This window comes from Paenibacillus sp. An7, from assembly GCF_009870785.1.
Classification (GTDB): domain Bacteria; phylum Bacillota; class Bacilli; order Paenibacillales; family Paenibacillaceae; genus Paenibacillus.
The window spans coordinates 47,621-66,570 of sequence record NZ_WTWX01000007.1 but is presented as its reverse complement, the minus strand read 5'-3'; the positions used below and the strand labels follow the sequence as shown (position 1 = coordinate 66,570).

20 protein-coding genes and 1 other RNA gene are annotated in these 18,950 nt (G+C 42.6%); 1 reads left to right on the top strand and 20 read right to left on the bottom strand.

Going from position 1 to position 18,950, the window contains the following annotated elements:
• Positions 1–3: 3 nt before the first annotated feature.
• The 5 genes from GQY27_RS10755 to GQY27_RS10735 all read right to left on the bottom strand — a co-directional run bounded on the left by GQY27_RS10755 (position 4) and on the right by GQY27_RS10735 (position 3,448).
• Positions 4–1,155, bottom strand: coding sequence for a cysteine desulfurase family protein (locus GQY27_RS10755; RefSeq protein ID WP_160034161.1), 1,152 nt, complete (start codon positions 1,153–1,155; stop codon positions 4–6).
• 129 nt (positions 1,156–1,284) lie between these two features.
• Entirely contained in the window at positions 1,285–1,989 is a 705-nt protein-coding gene (locus tag GQY27_RS10750; protein ID WP_160034159.1) for a lytic transglycosylase domain-containing protein, read from the bottom strand.
• A gap of 138 nt (positions 1,990–2,127) precedes the next feature.
• Positions 2,128–2,508: a hypothetical protein gene (locus GQY27_RS10745; protein ID WP_160034157.1), complete on the bottom strand. Its 381-nt coding sequence runs from the start codon at positions 2,506–2,508 to the stop codon at positions 2,128–2,130.
• A gap of 82 nt (positions 2,509–2,590) precedes the next feature.
• Positions 2,591–2,809: a DUF1540 domain-containing protein gene (locus GQY27_RS10740; protein ID WP_201450717.1), complete on the bottom strand. Its 219-nt coding sequence runs from the start codon at positions 2,807–2,809 to the stop codon at positions 2,591–2,593.
• 135 nt (positions 2,810–2,944) lie between these two features.
• On the bottom strand, positions 2,945–3,448 hold the full coding sequence (locus tag GQY27_RS10735) for a YpuI family protein (RefSeq protein ID WP_160034155.1): 504 nt from the start codon (positions 3,446–3,448) through the stop codon (positions 2,945–2,947).
• 247 nt (positions 3,449–3,695) lie between these two features.
• Here GQY27_RS10735 and GQY27_RS10730 point away from each other — a divergent pair, with 247 nt between their 5' ends.
• Entirely contained in the window at positions 3,696–5,579 is a 1,884-nt protein-coding gene (locus tag GQY27_RS10730) for a S8 family peptidase (protein ID WP_160034153.1), read from the top strand.
• A 69-nt stretch (positions 5,580–5,648) separates the two neighbouring features.
• On the opposite strand, the gene GQY27_RS10725 is transcribed toward GQY27_RS10730, so the two are convergent.
• The 15 genes from GQY27_RS10725 to ybeY form a co-directional block, all read right to left on the bottom strand.
• Complete coding sequence (locus tag GQY27_RS10725) at positions 5,649–5,897, bottom strand: hypothetical protein (RefSeq protein WP_160034151.1); 249 nt, start codon at positions 5,895–5,897, stop codon at positions 5,649–5,651.
• A gap of 187 nt (positions 5,898–6,084) precedes the next feature.
• An RNA gene (rnpB, locus tag GQY27_RS10720) (RNase P RNA component class A) lies at positions 6,085–6,485 on the bottom strand.
• Between the two features lie 70 nt (positions 6,486–6,555).
• Positions 6,556–7,671: a Nif3-like dinuclear metal center hexameric protein gene (locus tag GQY27_RS10715; RefSeq protein WP_160034149.1), complete on the bottom strand. Its 1,116-nt coding sequence runs from the start codon at positions 7,669–7,671 to the stop codon at positions 6,556–6,558.
• On the bottom strand, positions 7,647–8,414 hold the full coding sequence (locus tag GQY27_RS10710) for a tRNA (adenine(22)-N(1))-methyltransferase (protein ID WP_160034147.1): 768 nt from the start codon (positions 8,412–8,414) through the stop codon (positions 7,647–7,649). The genes GQY27_RS10715 and GQY27_RS10710 overlap by 25 nt, the downstream gene beginning before the upstream one ends.
• Before the next feature lie 212 nt (positions 8,415–8,626).
• Positions 8,627–9,757: an RNA polymerase sigma factor RpoD gene (gene rpoD / locus GQY27_RS10705; protein WP_160034146.1), complete on the bottom strand. Its 1,131-nt coding sequence runs from the start codon at positions 9,755–9,757 to the stop codon at positions 8,627–8,629.
• 44 nt (positions 9,758–9,801) lie between these two features.
• Positions 9,802–11,622, bottom strand: coding sequence for a DNA primase (gene dnaG, locus GQY27_RS10700; protein ID WP_160034143.1), 1,821 nt, complete (start codon positions 11,620–11,622; stop codon positions 9,802–9,804).
• Positions 11,623–11,667: 45 nt separating this feature from the next.
• Positions 11,668–12,123, bottom strand: a complete 456-nt coding sequence (locus GQY27_RS10695) for a YaiI/YqxD family protein (RefSeq protein ID WP_160034141.1) — start codon at positions 12,121–12,123, stop codon at positions 11,668–11,670.
• A gap of 190 nt (positions 12,124–12,313) precedes the next feature.
• Entirely contained in the window at positions 12,314–14,389 is a 2,076-nt protein-coding gene (gene glyS / locus GQY27_RS10690) for a glycine--tRNA ligase subunit beta (RefSeq protein ID WP_160034139.1), read from the bottom strand.
• The gene (glyQ, locus tag GQY27_RS10685) at positions 14,382–15,269 is read right to left on the bottom strand and encodes a glycine--tRNA ligase subunit alpha (RefSeq protein ID WP_160034137.1); all 888 of its coding nucleotides are present in this window, start codon (positions 15,267–15,269) and stop codon (positions 14,382–14,384) included. Before glyQ ends, glyS begins: the two co-directional genes overlap by 8 nt.
• A 352-nt stretch (positions 15,270–15,621) precedes the next feature.
• Entirely contained in the window at positions 15,622–16,374 is a 753-nt protein-coding gene (gene recO, locus GQY27_RS10680; protein ID WP_160034135.1) for a DNA repair protein RecO, read from the bottom strand.
• Between the two features lie 36 nt (positions 16,375–16,410).
• Positions 16,411–16,563: a YqzL family protein gene (locus GQY27_RS10675; RefSeq protein WP_160034134.1), complete on the bottom strand. Its 153-nt coding sequence runs from the start codon at positions 16,561–16,563 to the stop codon at positions 16,411–16,413.
• Between the two features lie 135 nt (positions 16,564–16,698).
• Positions 16,699–17,601, bottom strand: coding sequence for a GTPase Era (gene era / locus GQY27_RS10670; RefSeq protein WP_160034132.1), 903 nt, complete (start codon positions 17,599–17,601; stop codon positions 16,699–16,701).
• 39 nt (positions 17,602–17,640) lie between these two features.
• Entirely contained in the window at positions 17,641–18,048 is a 408-nt protein-coding gene (locus GQY27_RS10665; protein WP_160034130.1) for a cytidine deaminase, read from the bottom strand.
• Between the two features lie 37 nt (positions 18,049–18,085).
• A complete protein-coding gene (locus GQY27_RS10660) occupies positions 18,086–18,451 on the bottom strand; it encodes a diacylglycerol kinase family protein (RefSeq protein ID WP_160034128.1) in 366 nt (121 codons plus the stop codon).
• Entirely contained in the window at positions 18,451–18,945 is a 495-nt protein-coding gene (ybeY, locus tag GQY27_RS10655; RefSeq protein ID WP_160034126.1) for an rRNA maturation RNase YbeY, read from the bottom strand. The genes GQY27_RS10660 and ybeY overlap by 1 nt, the downstream gene beginning before the upstream one ends.
• Positions 18,946–18,950: the final 5 nt, after the last annotated feature.

The window sequence follows — 18,950 nt, the reverse complement described above, 5'->3', positions numbered from 1 at the left end:
GTCTTAGCGGTTCCACCCTTCAAAATTAACCAGTCTTTTCTTCATTTCCCGTAATGCGTGTATTAATTGATCGATATGTTCTTCGGTATGAACATCTCCCAAGCTAATTCGTATGCCCGAACGCGCCGCTTCTTCCGATTTTCCCATCACCAGAAGCACCCTGCTCGGTTCTGTATACTTGGAGGAACAAGCCGACTGTGTGGAGACAACCACACCCAGCTGCTCAAGTGTATGCAATATTACCTCTGCTTTCATACCAGGATAAGAGAAATGCACAATATGCGGCGCACCTTCAGGAGAACTGTTCAGTTCCCATTCGGGATAACGATGAATTTCCTCCATTAAGCGGTCTCTGAGCGGTATGAGGCGGGCGTAAAGATCAGATCTATTTTCTTCTGCTAAACGAATGGCTTTCGTCATGCCAGCAATCAGCGGAATATTCTCTGTTCCTGCCCGAACTCCCCCTTCCTGGGAACCCCCTGTAAGTAGCGGAGCAAGTTCGAGACCTGATCTAACATAGAGAAGTCCTGCACCTTTGGGTCCGCGTATTTTATGAGCAGAGATACTATATAAATCAATCCCAGAGTGAGTAAGTTCTACCTTTATTTTGCCAAAAGCCTGGACACCATCTACATGAAAAATAACCTTAGGATGCTGCTTCTTCAGTTCGCGTCCAATCTCTGCAACCGGATGAATTGCACCCGTTTCGTTATTTACATGCATTAAGCTTACCAAGATGGTATCTTTTCTTACTGCATGAAGAACATCCTCCACCTTTACCCGGCCTTTAGAATCCACTGGCAGATAAGTGATATCATACCCCATTCGCTCCAAAAATCGAAAACTTTCGTATACCGATGCATGTTCTGTTTTCGTTGTTATCATATGTTTACCACGAGAATGATAGCGCAGAGCAACCCCTTTAATCGCCATATTATTACTTTCAGTAGCCCCTGAAGTGAAAATGATTTCAGATGCTTTGACACCCAGTGTTTTCGCGCAGACTTCACGTGATTTGTTCAGCAATTTTTCAGCATTTTCTCCATATCCATGAATAGAGGAAGCATTCGCATAATGTCGGTTCATCACTTCACTGACCGTTGTGATTACGTCAGGATATGGCGGAGTTGATGCTGCATAGTCAAAATAAAGCAATGGTTTCACCTCCTTAGGCACAGGGGCCTTTCTTCATATTAAAAAAGCAAAAAGACCAATGAAAGAAAGGTTCATTCCCATGACCTTCTCATGTGATCTTTTTCGCAGATCTATACAGTTATAAAATAATCAGACAGTATATTTCGCCTGGGCCTGTTCTATTTTAGTAATATAGCGCTGCGTTTCAAGCGGCAAACGGCTCATTACCGTCATCAATTCCTCATCGGTATCAACGCCTAGGCGTCCGACTCTGCCTGGGCCTGCATTATACGCAGCAAGAGCCAGCTTCTCCTCACCGTTAAAACGCTGAAGCTGATATGATAAGTACCTTGTGCCCGCATCTATACTTTGGGCAGGATCAAATGCATTCGTCACTCCTAAACCTGCCGCTGTACCATCCATAAGCTGCATAAGGCCTTTTGCCCCGGCACTCGATACTACATTTGGATTAAAGGAAGATTCCGTATCAATAACAGCTTTGATCAAAGACTCAGATACGCCGTATTTTAGACTTGCCTGTTTAATTAATGCATCGTAATCTGTGGAAATCGCTTCATGGGCTGCGGATATAGAATTCGAAGAAGTTCCAGGGGCAGCACTTACATTCCCCAGCTCCTCTGTTACTGCTCCGTTTCCAAGTTGCATCCATAAAAGTCCATCCTCACGATTTGGAATCGTTCTTGAACTGGGCTGCTCTGGACTCACTTGCCCTACTTGTCCCAAGACTTGTTCAAATGATGCAGCAGGATTGCTGTCATTTGAAGCTGAATTCGACGACTGAGAAGGTGAAGATAAGTCATACCAAAGGGTATTCCTCACCGGATCAATATGCATGTATAAATGGCCTCCCATTGTTTTGTCCATGCTCTATTGTAACGCTATGAACTAGAAGTGCCAAGACCTGTTTTTTACTATAATTATAAAATCAAAAACAGGCAACTCTGAATACAGAGATGCCTGCCAATACATTTTTTACTGATAGTAAGTGAACATGACAAGAAAAGAGTAACTTAAGAGCGCGGCGATTCCGATGCCTACCGCCCATCCTCCAACCGTTCGTCTTCCCTCTTTAAAAGCATAATATCCAAGGACAATTCCGATCGTACCAAGCACAAAAGACCATACGAATAAAGAGATAAAAGAGATGGCGAGTCCAAGGTAACCGATCCGATAAGAGGTGAGACTCTCTGTCTTTGTTTCCTCTTCTTTACTTTTCACCGGTCCCTCATACCCTTTTGTGCCTGAATGTGGAGAAGTTAACTCAGCTGCATATTCTTCTCGCTGCCTGAGCCCATGCTCCTTGCGTGGATAATCAATCCGTTCTCTAACTGGCTTTATTTCTGGATCTGTCATGATGCAGGCACCTCCGAAGCAATAGAGCTTAAGCAAGGTAAGGTAGTTGCCGAGCAAGGTGTAATGCACATTAATTCCATAATTAATGTTTGGGTTTAAAAGTATGGCAACAAGTCGCAGAAGAAGTAGAAGCTACATCTTTATGCTCGGAATCAAAGGTTTCACCGGCATATTCTTCTTTCAAGTGCTTCGTTGCATAGGCATCAATATTGATCATAATTAAATCTGCTTTGCAAAAGTTTTCTTCACCCCAATAGGAACAGTTAGATACACTGCATCTTACAATTGGCTTATCACTCATTGTTATCACCTCTTTATTATCTTTCCCCTTTCTAAATGGGTTATGCACAGCCCTCTTACCCTTCTTTATTGTTCAAAAATAAAAAAGCCGCACATGGCGGCTTTACTTGTATTTATAAAATTATAACGTAAACATTTAGGCATGATTGCGCTGATTTTGCATTCTCCGCTGTGTCAGATAATCACTTTCATAATAGTTCAGATCATCTCTAAGCTCTTCATAAGTTTTGGTTATTTCCATAATAATGTCACGTGCTGAGCGAACGGGTTTTACACGGAAACGGATTGCATCTTGTCCTGTATAAGCATAACGCCCATCTTCCGAATAGCACTCATTTCTCGGATAGAAGAAGCTGTTCACACTTTGATGGTACAAATGGTAAAGAGCTTTCTCAGCAAAATCAACGTCAAAATTCGCACGACGTAACACGGTCCCCAGTTTCTCATAAGAAACCTCAGAAAACACTAGCAAATGGCGTAAGTCAGAAAGAAATCCTTGGTAAAATAGTACGGTTTCCTCATCTTGATTAGCAGACAGGTGAGCAAGTGAATATTCGTTCAGAAACGTTTCTAACTTTTCTATTGCAGGTTTCAATTTCTCTCGTGCCGATTCACATAACTTCTGCACATTGGCTGACATAAAGGTAGTTCCCCCTTAAAGAAATAAGTCCTTATAGACCTCTTGTACAATGATCTGCATTCTGAATCAGACTGTTACCAATAATTCTCAGCTACTATCCTATCATAAAATATTAACAAGCGGTACTTAAATAAACTCATGTATGAAGTTTTTGATTTTCCGAGTTATATCCGTATAAAATAGGCTGTTCCTCCTCACGCTAAAGGGAACTGACCCCACTTAAAATAGCAGGAGGCATTTAGTTTACATGAGGAAAAATAATTGGATTTACCTGGTCCTTATTGCGGCCGCTTTTGTCTTGGTTATCGCTCTGCTCTTACCTTCTCAGGATAAGAACAACACCGCTGAACCACCTACTCCAAAACAAGAACAGCAGCTGAAACAGCAATATAAGTCTCAGGATGTACAGACGACAGAACGTTTGTCACGAATGGATGCAGAGCAGCATTTGCAGAATATGCTCACAGAATTAAAGGTTGCAGACGAAGCAGAAATTACTTCGTACATCGATAAGCTCCAGTCCTCTCATCATCAGCTGCATACACTAATTTGGATGAATCTTGAAGATGCAACATCCAGATCTTATTCATTAGAGAAAAACAAACAAAAACCTGTTCTCGAAAAAAATCAACAGCTGAAGTCCAGTATTAAATCAGCTAAACAAGCAGTACGTAAGCATAAGTCTTATGAATCTAATTCTATGCTGCTCGGAGAAGAGAAATACTTTGTTGTCGGTCAGCCTGCCCTAGATGGTAAGCATGCAGTTGTTGCAGTGATGAGCCAGCATATTCTTAACGCTGTGGAAGAACATCAGCGCCGCAACCTGCGTATGATTCCCTATCCAAAAGAAGGGAAATATAACGTGAAATCCGTACTTCCTGGATCTTTAAAAGGAATTGAAGTAAAAACGGGACATGACAACCAAAATGCAAGCCATTACTATGAGAATGAAATTGTAATCCGCTTTAAAAAAAACCTCTCAACAGACAAAATGGAACAGATTAAGAAAGAAATTAAAGTGGACCATGTTCATAAAATGGGTGAAACCTATGTATTTAAATCAAAGGATAACGACTATGAAGCTTTAGCATCGTACTTTAAGAAAAACTGGGATCCGATGTATACAGAGCCTAACTATCTGTATCTTACGAACGAAACATCGAATGATAACTTACGTGCAGGCAATATTCCGAACGATTTGCTTTTCTCCAGATACCAATGGAATCTCCCTATAACAGAGACTAATAAAGGCTGGTCTTTGTCTAGGGGAAGCGATACTGTTACCATTGCAGTCGTTGATACGGGAGTAGATCTGGATCATCCTGACCTGGAAGGGCAGTTTGTGGAAGGCTTTAATGTCGTTAACCTAGCAGAAAAACCATATGATGATGTAGGACATGGAACGCATGTCGCTGGTATCATCTCTGCCAAAGTGAATAACAATGAAGGTGTGGCAGGAATGACCTGGTACAATAAAGTGATGCCGGTCAAAGTACTTGACTCATCCGGGTCTGGAACAACTTATGCGGTAGCTGAAGGGATTATATGGGCTACTGATCATGGTGCAAAGGTCATTAATATGAGCCTCGGAAATTATGCGGATGCTGAATTTTTACATGACGCTATCAAATACGCCTATGATCGGGATGTCGTTCTTGTTGCAGCAACCGGTAATGATAATACAGAACGCCCAGGGTACCCGGCAGCCTACCCTGAAGTTTTTGCGGTATCTGCAACGGATGCGACAATGAGACGAGCTGATTTTTCTAATTACGGAGATTATGTTGACGTGGTGGCACCTGGAGCAAGTATCGCAAGCACCTATCCTGGGAATCAGTATGCTGCCCTGTCTGGTACATCCATGGCTAGCCCCCATGTGGCTGCTTTAGCTGGACTTATTCGCTCCGTTAATCCGGACCTCAGTAATGAAGAGGTAATGGATTTGATGCGTTCAAGCGTCATCGATCTTGGAGATCCAGGATATGACAAATATTTCGGATATGGACAAATTGATGTATATAAAGCGCTCGAAAAAGCAGGAGCAGATGTAAAGAAAGACAGTCCTCTTCAATTCTGGCCGCAGAACTTACGAAATAAAATGGAAGACACCGTAAAAAAATACGTAAAATAGTTTCATTCATAAATAAAAAAAGAGCAGACGAGGTAGCCTAAGCCTCTGGTCTGCTCTTTTTCATCTGTACTATCTACGGCGGTTTGGACCGCAGCAATTACCAACGTTACCCATTTGTCCTTCTTGATCACTTTCTACTACAGCCCATTCATGTTTTGGTACAGGAATTACATGATGTTTGTTTATGATCTCTACAGGGTGAATAATCGGCTGAATCGCTTTATGATAGTGATTTTTCACAACATGAACCGGTTCACAAACAATTGGCTTCAGGACTGGACAATGCTTTTTCATATGGTGATGACCTTGATAATTCATAACTCAACAACTCCTTTTCTTGTGATAATATAATCTATTCGAAACTGTCTAATCGGATTGGATGTTTGTCTCCTAATGACAAAAATAGATGTAAATATAAAAAAACGGCAGAATGTCATCCTTTTGAGGATTAACACTGCCGTTTGTATTTACATTATCTACATTGTTAATGTTAGCTGTTGTCAGTTAGGAAAGTTTTCCGTAAGCCGGGTTCTGTACTCTTCGTGGTATCACGGGAACTACCCTCCCACTTCAAGCGACAATCATCTATCTAGGCCATTCATTGCTGAACAGCTCAAGCGACCAACCTAGACACACCTCGGGCTAAGGCCGTCACAAGTGACTGTGTCTCTTTAGGTCTTGCTCCAGATGGGGTTTACCAGGAACGAAGTCACCAGCGTTCCTCGGGGTCTCTTACACCTCGGTTCCATCCTTGCCTGTGCTGGCATAAACCAGCCATCGGCGGTCCATTTCTGTGGCACTATCCTTCAACTCGCGCTGACTGGACGTTATCCAGCATCCTGCCCTATGGAGCCCGGACTTTCCTCTCGTGGCAACAAGGCCACCAGCGATTGTCTGTTAAACTTTCCAAAACAACATTACATATTATACTCGGAACTCTTGCTTCATACAAGTACAATTCCTGGGATTTATCTATTTACACAAATTGAAATGGTTCTGTGTTGATTTCGGAAGCATGTACTTTTGTTTCATATCGATTCTGTTCAAGTTTAGAACGCAGCCATTTGGCTGTATTAGGCTTCATAATTTTCTCAATATTATGTCCCGGATCAATAATTGCAATGCCTGCCATTAAAGCATCTTGAGCCGTATGGTAATCGATATCTCCTGTTACGATTACGTCCGCTCCTTTAAATAGGGCGAGATTAACATACCGGCTGCCTGAACCTCCAAGCACAGCTGCTTTCTTCACAGTACGATTCAAATCACCGACAACTCGAACGGTACTGACATCGAACTGTTCTTTCACTGTATCTACGAGTGTCTGCAGTGAGACAGGTTCAGCTAACTTTCCTACTCTACCCAGACCAAATGATCTTCCCTTTAGATCCATATGATAGAGGTCGTAAGCTACCTCCTCATATGGATGGGCTTTTAACATTGCCTGAACGACTTTGCTCTTTACAGAAGCAGGAACGATCGTTTCGATTCGCACCTCTTCTACACGCTCCATTTGACCTTCTGAGCCAATAAAAGGCTTAGTTCCTGCTCCAGGTACAAAAGTCCCTACACCGTCTATATTGAAGCTGCAGTGGCTGTAATCACCGATCGCACCGGCTCCTGCACCAAGAATAGCCTGTAATACTTTTTCATGATGTGTCTTTGGTACAAATGCCACCAGTTTATATAAGTTTTCTGTATGCAAATCCTCAAGAGGTAAACCATTTTGTATTCCGATCGCATCAGCCATCCAGTCATTAATTCCGCCTTCAGCGACATCCAGGTTTGTGTGACTAATGTATACCGCAATATCATGCTTAATTAGCTTTTCATATAATTTCCCCATCGGAGAATCTGTAGTAAGCGATTTTAATGGCCGAAATATAATCGCATGGTGCGCAATAATTAAATCAGCCTGAACACGGATAGCTTCATCAATAACCTCTTCTGTTACATCGAGAGCTACAAGAACGTTCTTGATTTCTTTCTGGAGCGTTCCTAGCTGCAGTCCAATCCTGTCATCAGGGACAGCCAAGTGTTTTGGTGCCAGCTGTTCCATATATGAAATTACAGTTTGTCCTTTTGCATACATAACAGTACCTCCTCAATCCGCTTCAACCTATTTTGAATCTCTTCGGCTTTTTCTCTTGCAGCAGGTAGATCCGAGTTAGACAATGATTTTAGTACATGTTTTAGCTTGTCCATTTCCCAGTACCATTTTTTAATAAAGACGGGACCTCCTTGTTCTACTAAAAAAGGACCCATCGCGATTAGTTCTTCCTTGCTCAGTTCGATTTCATTTTCTCCAGTACCGATTAATTTTGGTTCATAAATCTCATCGTTGGCGATATGTGAGAAATAAGCGGGTACAGCTGCAATGACTTCATAAATTTTCCCGTCTTCTTCAATAATTCGCTCTGCTTCAACGACAAAATCATGTTCATATAACCATTTACGGAGTATATCTTCTCCAACATTAGGCTGCAGAATAAGCCGAGTGACACCTTTCAGCCTATGAATGCCCCGATCTAGGATAGCAGCAATCAGCGCTCCTCCCATACCCGCAATTGTAACTGTATCTACTTCTCCTGGTTCGATGACATCAAGGCCATCACCTCTGCGCACTTCAATCTTCGCAGAAAGACCTGCGCTTGCCACTTGTTTCTTTGCAGCTTCAAATGGACCTTCGTTCAGCTCGCCCGCAATCGCCTTCACAGCGTGACCGCTGCGAACACAAGCTACCGGCAAAAGAGCATGATCTGAACCAATATCAGCAAGTATCCGCCCCGGGTCCATTAGATCATGTAATAATTGCAATCTTTTTGACAATTTCACTTCACAACACCATCCATATTTACTTGGTTTACAGTCCAAGAGGACCTTCGCAGTAATGCATTCTCATTTGCAATCAGACAAAAAAAGAGCTAAAATAATGTTTATTAGCAAATTCAATACATTAGTTCCAAAAACAAGAAAACTTGTTCGTATTATTTATAAATAAAGAGGACCTCCTGCCACATCACACAGCAGAAGGCCCACTATTTCAACTATTCAAGAAAATCTTTCAGGCGTTTGCTGCGACTTGGATGGCGTAGCTTACGCAATGCTTTTGCTTCGATCTGACGAATCCGCTCACGTGTAACACCAAACACTTTACCTACTTCTTCAAGTGTTCTTGTACGTCCATCATCAAGACCAAACCGCAAACGAAGCACATTCTCTTCACGCTCAGTCAGCGTATCCAGCACATCTTCCAATTGCTCTTTAAGAAGTTCATAAGCTGCTGCATCTGCAGGAGCAAGTGCTTCCTGATCCTCGATAAAGTCTCCCAAATGAGAATCATCTTCCTCACCAATCGGTGTTTCTAGTGAAACCGGTTCTTGTGCAATCTTCGTAATTTCTCTTACTTTTTCTACACTCAGATCCATTTCCGCTGCAATCTCTTCCGGTGTTGGTTCGCGTCCGAGCTCTTGAAGGAGCTGACGAGATACACGAATCAATTTGTTAATGGTTTCTACCATATGCACTGGAATACGAATGGTACGAGCCTGATCGGCAATTGCACGGGTGATCGCCTGGCGAATCCACCAAGTTGCATACGTACTAAATTTGAAACCTTTGTTATGGTCAAACTTCTCTACCGCTTTGATTAGTCCCATGTTACCTTCTTGAATGAGATCAAGGAAAAGCATACCACGGCCCACATAACGCTTCGCAATACTTACAACGAGTCGTAAATTCGCTTCTGCTAGACGGCGTTTTGCTTCTTCGTCTCCATTCATAATACGCTTAGCGAGTTCAACCTCGTCATCTGCGGATAGAAGTGGAACACGGCCGATTTCTTTCAAGTACATACGCACCGGGTCATTAATTTTGATACCTGGAGGTAAGCTTAAATCATCATCAAAACGGAAATCATCGCTATCATTGTTTTCGGAGTCTTCACTTGGACGAAGCGGGTTCTCCTCATCATTTTCATTCACTACATCGATTCCCAAATCACTGAGCTGTTCATAAAACTCATCCATTTGTTCCGGATCTTGATCAAAGGGAGAAAGTTTCTCCATGATCTCTTTATAGTTTAATGACGCCCTCTTTTTACCTTGTTCAATCAGTTGGTCTTTTACTTGATCCAGCGTCAATTCTGTCTCTAGTTCAGTATGCTGATCATTCGCCATATTCCGACTCCCTCCTCCCTAGAAACATGCTATGCTAAAAACAATCACTGTCTCTCTAGGGTTATAATCTCACTTGCAATTTGTGCTGCACGCAAAAAGTCTCCGGATCGTTCGGCAGCAATCATTTCTTCTTTCTTCTGATCAATCTGCCTGAGTACAGGGTATTTAAGAACCTCTCGTATACAATCATCAAGGGCACTCTGATCCCACTGACCAGGAGCATCCATCATGGTGATTGAGCTCACTGTTTTTTCCAATCGATCATCCTGAAGGGATAACATAAACAGTCCTGTATCCGGCGCTTTTCCTTGTGCGTAATAAGCATATAGATAAGCAGCAATTGCTGCATGATCGTTAATGTTAAAAGCCTCACCTAAATGTTCGTTAACGTACCTTGCAGCTTCTTCGTCTTGAAGCATCCAGGATAGAAGCCTTCTCTCGGCCGCATGATAGGCAGGAAGAAGATTCGGTGTAGGAATCTGCCTATTTTGTTGCCTACCATTATTCCACCTTTTATCAATATTATCCCCAAAATGCTCGTTTTTTTGTATTTGTTGTCTTTCGAGGTTACATTCCTGCTTTAGGGTCTCGAAATCAACATCTACTTCAGATGAAAGTTCCCGAAGATATACTTCCCTTTCTGTTGGTGAAGAGAGGGGAGCTATCAGTTTGATGGCCTCCCTTGAATAAGCAATTCGACCACCTTCTTCTAGCAGTATATGGTTTTTCTTCAGGTTTATAAGCTTAAATTTTATCGGAGACACTGCCCCCTCAATAATTTGATGGGTAAAGCGGTCACCGCCATGCTTTCGAATGAATTCATCCGGATCAAGTCCATCCGTTAGAAGCGCAATCTTTACGACAAGACCAGCGGATTCTAAGATAGGCAAGTTTTTGAGTGCAGCAGCTTGTCCGGCTTTATCACCGTCATAACAAATAATTACCTCATCACTGAGTGATTTAAGCATTCGTGCTTGGTTTTCTGTTAATGCGGTTCCCATTCCAGCCACACCATTAAGAATATCATGCTCCCACGCGGAGATTACGTCCCCGTATCCTTCAAACAAAATGGTCTGCCCTTTCTTTCGAATGGACGACTTCGCATCATACATGTTATAGAGGATCCGACTTTTATTAAATAATCTCGTTTCGGGCGAGTTTAAATATTTGGGCTGGCCATCTCCCATGGTCCGTCCCGCAAAAGCAATCACCTTGCCGCTGTTGCTTTTAATAGGAAAAATAATACGATCTCGAAAACGGTCTACATATCCCCCGCCTTCATGTCGAGAAGAAATGAGTCCGCCCTTCTCCATTTCTGAAAGTGAGAAAGAACGTTTCTCAAGAAATTGAACCAGTGTATTCCATCCTGCAGGAGCATAACCAATCTGAAAATGATCAATTGCCTTATCGTTCATACCCCGACCACGCAGATATTCTATCGCTGCTTTTCCGTACTCCGTATTTTTGAGTAGATAATGGTATAATTTCGCAGTTAGTTCGTTCGCTTGCAGCAAACGCTCCGTTTCCGGATTGTGGTGCGCAACATCACGTCCATGCCAATCCCCAAGAGGGATATGACTTTCTTCTGCCATTGACTTTACAGCCTCGGGGAAGGTTAATCCTTCGATTTCCATCCTAAATTTGATGGCATTTCCACCCTTGCCGCAACCGTAGCAATAGAAAATCTGGCGTTCTGGTGTAACTGTAAACGAAGGGGTATTCTCTGAATGAAACGGGCAAAGACCCTTCATGTATTTGCCCTGCTTGGTCAGATGTACAAATTTACTTACCGTGTCTACGATATCATGTTGCTGAAGAACTGATTCGATAACACTTTCCGGTATGTTACCCTGTCCGGCACTCATCCTAACCACCTTCATCTCTTAACACGTAAATATAATTCGCTAAACTCACACAAACTCCTGCAAATCTTTCAAAAGTTTTGTCAGTTTATGTTGAAATGTCCTGCGATCCTCATCTGTCAGTGGCTTTGGACCTTTCCCATAATGACCCCTTTTTCTTTCTTTTGCATGAGTATGTCTAGAATCAAGCAGAAAATCAATGTCCTGATTATCAATTATTTTTCCTCGAAAAGTAATAACACTGCAGTTCTTGGCTAGAGCCAGTGCAGCAAGTCCATAATCTTGAGTCACAACCACATCATGTGCACGTATATGATTCGCAATGTAAAGATCGGCACTCTGATCGCTGCGATCTACTTGGATTACCGTTACCCCTTCTGCCGCCTGTAATCGGTGATCAAATGAAGATACCATCAGCACATGCATGTCAAACCTAGGGGCTGTTTCTGCAATTTCACGCTTTACGGGGCAAGCATCACCATCGACGACAATTCGCCATTGCATATCTCCATCACCCGTCTCTTTTTAAATTCAGTCCGGGATATTATTATATACGCCTGAGACCATCCTAATTCCTGCCCAGACATCAAATACAGCAAACAAAGAAAATAACACAGGACAGCGATATACGCTGCCCATTAATATATCCTTTTTTTCCTATATCTTGTTTTGTCAGTATGGACCCTGATGATTATTACCAAACCAATTTGGAGAAATCAGCGAATGATTTCAAGTCTTGATCGATTGAAGCGAGTAAGCCTAAGCGATTCGCACGAACAGCTTCATCTTCTGCCATTACCATAACCGAATCGAAGAATTGGGTGATCGGCTCTTTCCAGGAGCTAGCCAAACTTAGGGCCTTTTCTGCATCATGACGAGCAATCGCTTCTTGGTAAGCAGGAGAAGTCGCCTTCCATGCATCATATAGTTTACGCTCTCCATCTTCCACAAATACCTCTTCACTAACCGAAGCATTAGAAGCTTTAGCCGCCAAATTCCCTACACGGTTAAAGGAGTCTACTGTTGTTTTGAAATCTTCTTCAGAGACGACAGCATTCATCAAAGCAGCTCCGCGGCGCGTAACGGATACGATATCATTGTACTGAGCACTAATTACCGCATCCACTACATCATAACGCATGGTTTCAGACAAGAGCTTTTTGACCCGCAAACCAAAGAACTCCTGTAAGTCTTTACGTATTTCATCAGCCGGACGTTTCATCACTCTCATACTTTCGTGAACTCCGATGCCAATCTCAAAAATAGCATCTAAAGTTATTGGCAGTTCATGTTCATAAGCAATTTGTACAATACCTGCTGCTTGACGACGCAGAGCATAAGGATCTTGTGAACCTGTTGGAATAATACCGATCGAGAAACATCCTACGATGGTATCTATCTTATCAGCAATACTTACGATAGATCCAATCATCGATGCAGGAACTTGATCAGAAGCTGATCTTGGCTGATAATGTTCAAAGATTGCTCTAGCTACCTCGGCGCGTTCCCCTGCTTTCAAAGCATAATCTTCGCCCATAACCCCCTGCAATTCTGGGAATTCATATACCATCTGTGTTACAAGATCAAATTTACAAATATCAGCTGCTCGGCTTACCGATTCAACCTGATCTGCCGGGATATCCAGCTTCGCTGCGAGTGCATCAGCAATTTTGCGAATGCGGCGAACCTTATCTCCAACCGTACCCATCTCTTCTTGGAAAACAATGCTCTCAAGTTTAGATACTGCATCTTTAATTTGTAATTTTTGATCTTCTTCGTAAAAGAATTTCGCATCGGACAAACGTGCACGAAGCACTTTCTCATTCCCTTTTGCAATCACATCAAGCGATTCTTTTCCGCCGTTACGTACTGTGACGAAGTAAGGAAGCAATGTACCTTTATCATCAAAGACAGGGAAATAACGTTGATGTTCACGCATCGAAGTAATCAGTACATCCTGCGGAATATGAAGGAATGAAGATTCAAACGTTCCGTATAACACCGTTGGAGTCTCAACCAAGAACAAAATTTCTTCAAGCAAATCTTCTTTTACACCAATGGTCCAGTTTTTCTCTTTAGCGAGCTCTTCGATTTGTTTCACAATCATCGCACGACGCTCTTCAATATCAACAATTACATGCTCAGAACGTAATGCTTCAACATAAGCAGAAGGCTCTTTAATCTCAATTTCTTTTCCTAAGAATCGGTGTCCTCGTGTAATATTACCCGAAGTAACGCCCGCAACTTCTATAGAGACTACATCTGATCCAAAGAGTGCAACCATCCAGCGGATCGGACGAACGAATTTGAAGTCATAAGAAGCCCAGCGCATAAATTTAGGGAATGTCATCGCATGTAAAATTTGCAACAAGCCTTCAGCAATAACTTCAGAAGTTTCCGTGCCTTTGCTGCTTTTCGTTGCGTAGATATATTCCACTCCGCCCAGTTCTTTAAACGTAAACTGCTCTGGAGAAACACCCTGGCTTCTCGCAAAACCAAGTGCTGCTTTGCTCCAATTTCCGTTTTCATCAACCGCAATTTTGCGTGAAGGTCCTTTTACTTCTTCTTCAATATCATCTTGCTTTTCAGCAACGTCTTTAATAATGACAGCCAAACGACGCGGTGTCGCATAAGCCTCTACAGCACCATGGTTTACCCGAATACTGCTGAGCCACTTTTCCATCCGATCCTGCAGTTGCTCAATCGCTCCGCGCACAAATCTTGCAGGCACTTCTTCCAGACCAATTTCGAATAGTAGATCTTTAGACATGATCTGCACCTCCTTGCTTAATCAATGGGAATCCGAGCTTCTCACGCTCCGCTAGATACGTTGCAGCGACTTGACGTGCTAGATTACGTACTCTCGTAATATAGCCTGTCCGTTCCGTTACACTGATTGCTCCACGGGCATCCAGCAGGTTAAACGTATGAGAGCATTTGAGCACATAATCATAAGCTGGGAATACCAGATCCTGATCCATTGCCTTTTTTGCTTCTTCTTCATACATGTTAAAGAGCGTAAATAACATACGAACATCAGACACTTCAAACGTATATTTAGAATGTTCCACTTCCGGTTGATGGAACACGTCCCCATATTTCACATCGCCTACCCACTCTAGGTCAAATACATTGTCTTTGTCTTGGATATAGGATGCAAGACGCTCCATACCATAGGTAATTTCAACAGAAACAGGACTAGTTTCGATCCCGCCGACTTGTTGGAAATAGGTGAACTGTGTAATTTCCATACCATCGAGCCATACTTCCCAGCCGAGACCCGCACAACCAAGAGAAGGATTCTCCCAGTTATCTTCTACAAAACGGATATCATGCTGATTCGCATCAATACCGAGGGCCTTAAGGCTGTCTAAATATAGTTCCTGAATATTGTCAGGAGAAGGTTTGATAATGACTTGGAACTGATGATGTTGGTACAAACGGTTCGGGTTTTCTCCGTATCTTCCATCCGAAGGACGTCTTGACGGTTCCACATAAGCTACTTTCCATGGTTCAGGTCCGATTGAACGAAGGAACGTCATTGGGTTCATTGTACCTGCGCCCTTTTCCGTATCATATGGCTGAACAATAATGCATTCCTGGCCTGCCCAGAACTCTTGCAGCGTTAAAATCATTTGCTGAAAATTCATGTACTTCTCTCCTTTTTCATCAGCTGTAGGACAGCAAAAAACCCCCGCCCTACGCCTGTTTTATACAGACGTAGGGACGAGAGTTAATCCCGCGGTTCCACCCTACTTGATTCCTCAAAACTCAAAAAGCGCTTTGAGGTAATCCACTTTTCCGTATCGTGTTCTGCTCACGAGTGCCGTTTCCTAAACAAAACCTGCCGGACTCTCACCTGCACCGACTCGCTAGTTAAGGTTTGTGTGTTCAGTACTTTCTCGATCAACGCATGTCTCAAAGAGACTATTATGGTTCATAATAACTTAGTGACAATGCGCTTGTCAAGAAAACATCCAGAATGGACTTTTGAATCACATTCTATAAACCGTACTTTTCCATTTGATCAAGAAAATGACGTGATTTTAATTTCAAGGCTAATTGCTGATCCATAAAAGCTCGCATGATCACTTTAATTTCAGCCTTTGTCTCTTCACGTACGGAGATATTGCCAAGCCGCTGTAAATCCAGCGCTGAAAATAAGCGTAACAGTTTTAATGCCCTCGGGGTTATATTCATGGCCGGTGGATCAAAGTGTTTACACGCACGGCATAGAACGCCTCCAAGACCCGGACTAATAAAATATTCTTCGTCCGGTCTCTCCCGTCCGCAGGAAATACAAGCCTGGAGCTCAGGTGCATATCCAGCGGATTGTAATATTTTCATTTCATAAAGATGAATAATAATAGCCGGATCCTTATCTTCTTGAAGAGCCCCAAGGCATGCCTTTAATTGTTTAAACCAAAAGCTCCCTGTTTCATCATCCTGCAGCACACGATCTAATAACTCACAGGCATAAGAGGAAAATGCTGCCTTTATAATATCCTCACGCAGCAGATGGTGAGATTCAATAATTTCGCCTTGATTTAAGGTGCCAAGTCCCTGATTCCGAAAAAACACATATTCCCCATACGTAAACGGCTGTGTCAGGGCAGCATGGCGGCTTTTTGCCTTCTTAGCTCCACGAACAAGAACTCCTACTTTACCTCCATTTTCGGTGCAAAGCGTAATAATCTTGTTCCCTTCGCCGTAGTCCATACTGCGGATGACGATCCCTTCCACCCTGTATAGCATGTTTCGTCCTCCACAAGCCACTCCTGCCGCACTTTACTAAGATTCGATCTGAATCGCATCAAAAGGTTCAACCTCCCCTTCAGCTTCGATTCCTACCTCATCCAAGGCAGATGCACAAGCTTCTTTGTACAGCAAGTAAGCATCAACATCTCCAGTCTTAGCAAAATACGTCCACGAAAAATCTCGCATAAGTATTCATCCTCTCTTGTGGAAATGACTTGATAAGCATCTACGAGATAGGATGGTACAAGGGAGATCTTTCTATGCACAAAACAGCACTGGAAGTGTACGGCAGAAAAGGCATTTCTCAAATATTCGAACTATTTACGCGTCTCGATGAAAACCTAAATCACGGAGAACACGATCTTGATTACGCCAGTCTTTTTTCACTTTTACCCAAAGTTCCAAAAATATTTTGGAACCGAGGAGTCTTTCAATATCGTGACGAGCTCGTTTCCCTACTTCTTTAAGAAGAGCACCTTGTTTACCGATAATAATTCCTTTTTGGGAATCACGTTCCACATAGATCACAGCGGATACGTACACTGTCCCATTTTCCTCAGCACGCATATCTTCAATGGTAACAGCAATGGAGTGAGGAACTTCTTCACGTGTCATATGCAGAATTTTTTCACGAACAAGCTCAGAAATGACAAACTGTTCCGGATGATCTGTAATTTGATCTTCAGGATAATACTGAGGACCTGCCGGCAAATACTTCTTAACTTGATCAAGAAGTGTATTGACGTTATTGCCAAGCTTGGCTGAGATCGGTACGATCTCGGCAAACTCATGCAGCTTGCTGTATTGTTCAATTAGAGGCAAAAGAGCTTCAGGCTCGATTTGATCGATTTTGTTTAACACAAGGATGACAGGCGTTTTTACATCTTTTAACTGTTCGGCAATAAAGCGGTCACCGCCGCCCATTCCTTCTGCAGCATCAACCAAAAATAGAACCGCTTCTACTTCTCGAAGCGTATTAAGTGCTGTCATATTCATGAAATCGCCTAGTTTAGATTGACGTTTATGAATACCTGGTGTGTCTAAGAAAACGATTTGCATATTGTCTGCTGTATATACCCCATGAATTTTATTTCTTGTGGTTTGCGGTTTATCAGACATAATGGCAATTTTCTGCCCGATGACTTGATTCATTAAGGTAGATTTACCTACATTCGGTCTGCCGATAATGGCTACAAAACCCGATTTAAATTCTTTTTTTGACATATTTCCTCCACATTAGGGCTATAGCCCTGTACATTGATTTTATACTTTCGCAAGATCTTGAGGGCCAAATGCCCCTGGCAGTAGTTCGGAGACAGTTGTTTCCATAATGTCACCCTTCAGGTTTCCTAAGAAAACAGGCATATCTGACTCACACATTTCAAACATCACCTGACGACATATACCACAAGGAGAGATCGGACCTTCTGTATCTCCTACGATCGCTATTGCTTTAAACTTTCTAGGCGCATGGCCGCTCGCGATTGCACTAAACACAGCCGTTCGCTCTGCGCAGTTACTTGGACCGTAAGCTGCATTTTCAATATTACAACCATGATAGATACGGCCATCTTCCCCAACCAGCGCAGCACCCACTCCAAACTGAGAGTACGGGATATAAGCTTTCTTTCGAGCTTCAATGGCTTCTTTCATCAAACTTTGCTTATCCATATATCTTACCTCTTTCTAGAACGAAATGTTATTTATTTTAGAAAGCCCAACTGATCAGCGGCCCCCAAAAAACAAATATTGCAATAATCACGGCAAAAACCGCCGCCAGCAGCACAGCTCCAGCAGCGGTATCTTTAGCAGATTTGGCGAGCAAGTGAAACTCAGGGGAGGCAAGGTCTACGACCCGTTCAACAGCGGTATTCAGCAGCTCTGTAACCATCACACCAGCAATTGCCACACAGATGAACATCCAGTCTACCTGTGAAATATGAAAAAATAGGCCTGCAACAACGGCAAGGAGAGCACAAGCCGCATGAACACGCAGATTTCGCTGCGTTAGAAAACTTTCAATTAAGCCCTCCATTGCGTTACGAAATACATCACCCCATGAGCGCTTCTTCATTACCGACTGAGCCCTACCTCAGCGAGAACCTTTTCCTGTTTTCCCATCATTTCCGCTTCACTAGCTTCGTCCTGATGATCATAACCTAACAAATGAAGAAAACCATGCACAAACAAAAATCCGATCTCACGATCAATAGAATGACCATATTCCTTACTTTGAGCAATCGCGGTCTCCACTGAGATAATGATATCTCCAAGGATTTCAGGGAGTTCTATAGCTTCATTCTCACCAAGATCATAAATAATATCCAGTTCTTCATCAATCGATTCGTTCATAGCAAAAGAAAGTACATCGGTAGGACGATCGATTCCCCGATACTCCTTATTTAGTTCGTGAATCTCTTGATCTGTTACAAAAGTGAGGGCTACCTCACCATCTGTAATCTTTTCCATCTCGGCAGCTTTTTCAAGCAGTTTTTCTAAAGTCCCAATCAATTCTTCCGTGATCTCAACAACTTCTTGGTTATTATTCCATACGAGCTGCACACTCATTTTCG